Source organism: Streptomyces sp. NPDC127106, from assembly GCF_042677605.1.
GTDB lineage: Bacteria > Actinomycetota > Actinomycetes > Streptomycetales > Streptomycetaceae > Streptomyces.
The window spans coordinates 1-5,154 of the sequence record NZ_JBHXTC010000118.1 but is presented as its reverse complement, the minus strand read 5'-3'; the positions used below and the strand labels follow the sequence as shown (position 1 = coordinate 5,154).

Sequence of the window (5,154 nt, the reverse complement as noted above, 5' to 3'; positions counted from 1 at the left end):
TGTGCGCGGCGGCTTTTATTTTTTTTATTACCCCCCCCCAGGCTCGGTCCCCCCCGCCCCGCCGGCCCGGGGGGGGGGGGCCCCCGGCGGGGCGGGGGGGGGGGGACCGGGCGGTTTTCCGCGCGGGGCGCCCCGCGACCGGTACGGAACCGTGCGCGCACAGGGCGCACGGTTCCGGCCGGTCGCCGAGTCGAAGTAAAGGCGACCTTTCCGAGGGTGGCACCGGAATTTCCCGGCCAGGACGGGTAGGTGTCGAGGGGCCGTTCGCCCCACCGAATCCGGTGGCGCTCACCACCGAGCCGGTGCGCTCCTGCCGCCGGGGCGGGCCTCCGCAGCCGCCCCGCACGAGGGGGATTTCTTGAGCACGGACAACCCGGCTCCCGCGTTTACCGTGGATTTCGATCTCGCCGAGCCTTCCCATAGGGCAGTGGGGCCGTCAGGTGCGCGTATCCTCCGCACCTGCATTCACGCCACACGGACCGAATTCCAGTCGGCCGGGAATTCTCCTTCGAGAAACCGCTCCGACCGTCGACGGCGGCCTCCGCATTCCGATCATGTGGTGATCCGTGCTGCGCCACGCGCCCCGCCGGACCGCACTCGCCCGTCCGTCGAGGTTCACCTTCCGTTCACCTTCCCCCGTCGATCGCTTCACCTGATCTGCCTAATTTCGGTAGTGCAACGAGCGCGCCGCTGGCCGGATCCGGCAGCAGCCCTCACATCCGACGTAGTCCTCTTCGCACGCCGCCCCGATCACCGAAAGCGGCCGGCGGCTTCTGGAAGGAACACCCCAAAAAGTGAAGCTTCAGCGCAAGAACATGCTTCGTGCCTCCGCCCTCGGCGCGCTTGTCGTGTCCGGCGCCCTGGTCCTCACGGCGTGCGGCTCGGACGACAACACCAACACCGGCGGCGCCGCCAGCGGCAAGCCGTCCGTCGCCGCCGGCGACATCAAGTGCGACGGCGCGAAGGGCAAGCTGCTCGCGTCCGGCTCCTCGGCGCAGAAGAACGCCGTGGACCTGTGGGTCAAGAACTACATGGCCGCCTGCCAGGGCGTCGAGGTCAACTACAAGTCCTCCTCCTCCGGTGAGGGCATCGTCGCCTTCAACCAGGGCACCGTCGGCTTCGCCGGCTCGGACTCCGCGCTGAAGCCCGAGCAGGTCGAGGAGTCGAAGAAGATCTGCACCGGCGGCCAGGGCATCAACCTGCCGATGGTCGGCGGCCCGATCGCCATCGGCTTCAACGTCGCCGGCGTCGACAAGCTGACGCTGGACGCCCCCACGATCGCCAACATCTTCAACGACAAGATCAAGAAGTGGGACGACGAGGCGATCAAGAAGCTGAACCCGGGCGTCACCCTGCCGTCGACCGCGATCCAGCACTTCCACCGCTCCGAGGACTCCGGCACCACCGAGAACCTCGGCAAGTACCTCAAGGCCACCGCCGGTGACGCCTGGACGTACGAGGCCGCCAAGAAGTGGCCCGCCCCGGGCGGTCTCGGCGCCTCCGGCTCCTCCGGTGTCGCCACCCAGGTCAAGCAGGTCGACGGCGCCATCGGCTACTTCGAGCTGTCCTACGCCACCTCGCAGAACATCAAGACGGTCGACCTGAACACCGGCGCCTCCGCCCCGGTCAAGGCCTCCGCCGACAGCGCCTCCAAGGCCATCGCCGCCGCCAAGGTCGCCGGCACCGGCTCCGACCTGGCCCTGAAGCTCGACTACGCGACGAAGGCCGAGGGTGCCTACCCGATCGTCCTGGTCACCTACGAGGTCGTCTGCGACAAGGGCAACAAGGCCGAGACCCTGCCGACGGTGAAGTCCTTCCTCAACTACACCGCCTCGGACGCCGGCCAGAAGGTCCTCTCCGAGAACGGCTACGCCCCGATCCCGGCCGAGATCAACACCAAGGTCCGCGAGGTCATCAACTCGCTGTCCTGAACCCCTGAGCCCCGGACCGCCGGGCGGGTCCCGTCCGACCCGCCCGGCCCCGGGGCCCCTCCCTCGCCCCGCGGGGGAATCCGGTGCACCGCCGCCAGGGGGCTCGTCCCCCGTCCAGACCGGAAAGACCATGGCTTCCACCACACCCACCCAGATAGACGCGCCCGCGCCTGTCCCCACGAGCGGAACGTCCACCGGCCGCGCCGGTGACAAGATCTTCTCGGGGCTCTCCAAGGGCTCCGGCATCCTGCTCTTGGTGATCATGGCGTCCATCGCCGCCTTCCTCACCTACCGCGCCTCGATCGCGCTGTCGAAGAACGAGGGCAACTTCCTCACCACCTTCGACTGGAACGCGTCGGCGAACCCCCCTGTCTTCGGCATCGCCGTCCTGCTCTTCGGCACCGTCGTCAGCTCGATCATCGCGATGGTCATCGCGGTTCCGATCGCCGTCGGCATCGCCCTGTTCATCTCGCACTACGCGCCGCGCAAGCTGGCCGCCCCCCTCGCGTACGTGGTCGACCTGCTGGCCGCCGTGCCGTCGATCATCTACGGCATCTGGGGCGCCCTCTTCCTCGTCCCGCAGCTGGCCGGGCTGAACCTCTGGCTCGACGAGTACCTCGGCTGGACGTACGTCTTCGACAAGTCGCAGGTCGGTGTCGCCCGCTCGCTCTTCACCGTCGGCATCCTGCTCGCGATCATGATCCTGCCGATCGTGACCAGCGTCAGCCGCGAGGTCTTCCTCCAGGTCCCGCGCATGAACGAGGAGGCCGCCCTGGCCCTCGGCGCGACCCGCTGGGAGGTCATCCGGATGTCGGTGCTGCCCTTCGGCCGCTCCGGCGTCATCTCCGCCTCCATGCTCGGCCTCGGCCGCGCGCTCGGCGAGACCATGGCCGTCGCCACCGTCCTCTCCCCGAGCTTCCTGATCTCCGGGCACATCCTGGACCCGGGTGGCGGCACGTTCGCCCAGAACATCGCCGCGAAGTTCGACGAGGCCAACGAGTTCGGCCGGGACGCTCTGATCGCCTCCGGTCTCGTCCTCTTCCTCCTCACCCTGCTGGTCAACGGCGCCGCTCGCATGATCATCGCGCGCCGCAAGGAGTACTCGGGGGCGAACGCCTGATGAGCCACGCAATCCAGGACCGCCCCACCCGGGCCGACCGGTCCCCGTCCCCCGGCAACCTCACCCGAGGCGGCCTGCCCCGCTGGGCCCCCGCCGGCATCGCGGTGCTCTCCACCGTCCTCGGCTCCGGCATCGGCCTCGTCTTCGGCCTCCAGAGCAAGATCCAGTGGGGCCTGATCGCCGCCCTGCTGTTCGTCGGCATCACCTACGGCGCCAGCACCGTGATCGAGAACAGCCGCCAGGCCAAGGACCGCGTCGCGACCTCCATGATCTGGGTCTGCTTCCTGCTCGCGGTCATCCCGCTGCTGTCGCTGATCTGGACCACCATCAGCCGCGGCATCAAGGTCCTCGACGGCAACTTCCTCAGCCACTCGATGAACGGCGTGACCAGCTTCGAGCCCGGCGGCGGCGTCTACCACGCCCTGCTCGGCACCATCGAGCAGATCGCGCTGGCCACCCTGATCGCCGCCCCGATCGGCCTGCTGACCGCCGTCTACCTGGTCGAGTACGGCAAGGGCAAGCTCGCCAAGGCCGTCACGTTCTTCGTCGACGTCATGACCGGCATCCCGTCCATCGTCGCGGGCCTGTTCATCCTGACGACCTGGAACCTGATGCTCGGGTTCGGCCCCTCCGGCATCGCCGGCGCGATGGCCCTGTCGATCCTGATGATGCCCGTCGTGGTCCGCTCCACCGAGGAGATGCTCAAGCTCGTCCCGAACGAGCTGCGCGAGGCCGCCCTCGCCCTCGGTGTGCCGAAGTGGCGCGTGATCCTCAAGGTGGTCCTCCCCACCGCCATCGGCGGCATCGCCACCGGCCTGATGCTGGCCGTCGCCCGCATCGCCGGCGAGACCGCCCCGATCATGCTGCTGGTCTTCGGCTCCCAGCTGATCAACGGCAACCCCTTCGAAGGCGCTCAGTCCTCGCTCCCCCTCTACATCTGGGAGCAGTACAAGGTCGGCAGTGACGCCTCCTACGACCGGGCATGGGCCGCAGCGCTCGTCCTGATCGCCTTCGTCATGATCCTCAATCTGGTGGCCCGCGGCATCGCCCGCTGGAAGGCCCCGAAGACCGGCCGCTGACCGGCCACGAAAGAAGCTCTGATTTACATGGCCAAGCGAATCGACGTCTCCGGTCTCTCCGCCTTCTACGGCGCCCACAAGGCCATCGACGACATCTCGATGACCGTCGAGCCCCGCTCCGTGACCGCCTTCATCGGCCCGTCCGGCTGCGGCAAGTCCACCTTCCTGCGCACCCTGAACCGCATGCACGAGGTCACCCCCGGCGGCCGCGTCGAGGGCAAGGTGCTCCTGGACGACGAGAACCTGTACGGCCCCGGCGTGGACCCGGTCGCGGTCCGCCGCACGGTCGGCATGGTCTTCCAGCGCCCGAACCCCTTCCCCACCATGTCGATCTTCGACAACGTGGCGGCGGGCCTGCGCCTGAACGGCAAGCACAAGAAGGCCGCCCTCGAGGACATCGTCGAGCGGTCCCTCAAGGGCGCCAACCTGTGGAACGAGGTCAAGGACCGCCTGAACAAGCCGGGCTCCGGCCTCTCCGGCGGTCAGCAGCAGCGCCTGTGCATCGCCCGCGCCATCGCGGTCGAGCCCGAGGTCCTGCTGATGGACGAGCCCTGCTCGGCCCTCGACCCGATCTCCACCCTCGCCATCGAGGACCTGATCGGCGAGCTGAAGGAGCGCTTCACGATCGTCATCGTGACGCACAACATGCAGCAGGCCGCCCGTGTCTCGGACCGCACCGCGTTCTTCAACCTCGCGGCGGTCGGCCAGCCCGGCAAGCTCATCGAGATCGACGACACGGACCGCATCTTCTCCAACCCGTCCGTCCAGGCGACCGAGGACTACATCTCGGGCCGCTTCGGCTGATCCCACGGACCGCGGCTACGCCGCACAGACGTCCTGCGGTGCTGCATGGCGGTGCCACCGCAAGGCGAAGGGCCGGCTCCCCCCGGGGGGGGGGGTGCGCGCCGCCCCCGCCCCGGCCCCCGCCCACGCCCTCGTCCAGGTCTTCGCCTCCGACATGCGGCACTTCGAGCGGGTGCTGGAGCGCATCGCGGGCGAGCCCTTCGTGGAGCGCACCAAGTCG

At 68.9% G+C, this 5,154-nt stretch carries 4 protein-coding genes and 1 pseudogene; all 5 read left to right on the top strand.

The genetic code is table 11. From position 1 onward, the window contains the following. The first annotated feature begins 794 nt into the window (after positions 1-794). Complete coding sequence (pstS, locus tag ACFVGY_RS37555) at positions 795-1,931, top strand: phosphate ABC transporter substrate-binding protein PstS (RefSeq protein ID WP_385687022.1); 1,137 nt, start codon at positions 795-797, stop codon at positions 1,929-1,931. 130 nt (positions 1,932-2,061) lie between these two features. After that, positions 2,062-3,051: a phosphate ABC transporter permease subunit PstC gene (pstC, locus tag ACFVGY_RS37550; protein ID WP_385687019.1), complete on the top strand. Its 990-nt coding sequence runs from the start codon at positions 2,062-2,064 to the stop codon at positions 3,049-3,051. Beyond that, the gene (gene pstA / locus ACFVGY_RS37545) at positions 3,051-4,130 is read left to right on the top strand and encodes a phosphate ABC transporter permease PstA (protein ID WP_385687016.1); all 1,080 of its coding nucleotides are present in this window, start codon (positions 3,051-3,053) and stop codon (positions 4,128-4,130) included. The genes pstC and pstA overlap by 1 nt, the downstream gene beginning before the upstream one ends. Positions 4,131-4,157: 27 nt before the next feature. Further along, a complete protein-coding gene (pstB, locus tag ACFVGY_RS37540; protein WP_385687013.1) occupies positions 4,158-4,934 on the top strand; it encodes a phosphate ABC transporter ATP-binding protein PstB in 777 nt (258 codons plus the stop codon). A 121-nt stretch (positions 4,935-5,055) separates the two neighbouring features. Next, a pseudogene (locus ACFVGY_RS37535) lies at positions 5,056-5,154 on the top strand (Lrp/AsnC family transcriptional regulator); the annotation flags it as partial.

What these genes read in the sequence shown, in the direction of transcription:
- pstC (WP_385687019.1), top strand. Translation starts at nt 2,062, where the DNA reads ATGGCTTCCACCACACCCACCCAGATAGACGCGCCCGCGCCTGTCCCC.
- pstA (WP_385687016.1), top strand. Translation starts at nt 3,051, where the DNA reads ATGAGCCACGCAATCCAGGACCGCCCCACCCGGGCCGACCGGTCCCCG.
- pstB (WP_385687013.1), top strand. Translation starts at nt 4,158, where the DNA reads ATGGCCAAGCGAATCGACGTCTCCGGTCTCTCCGCCTTCTACGGCGCC.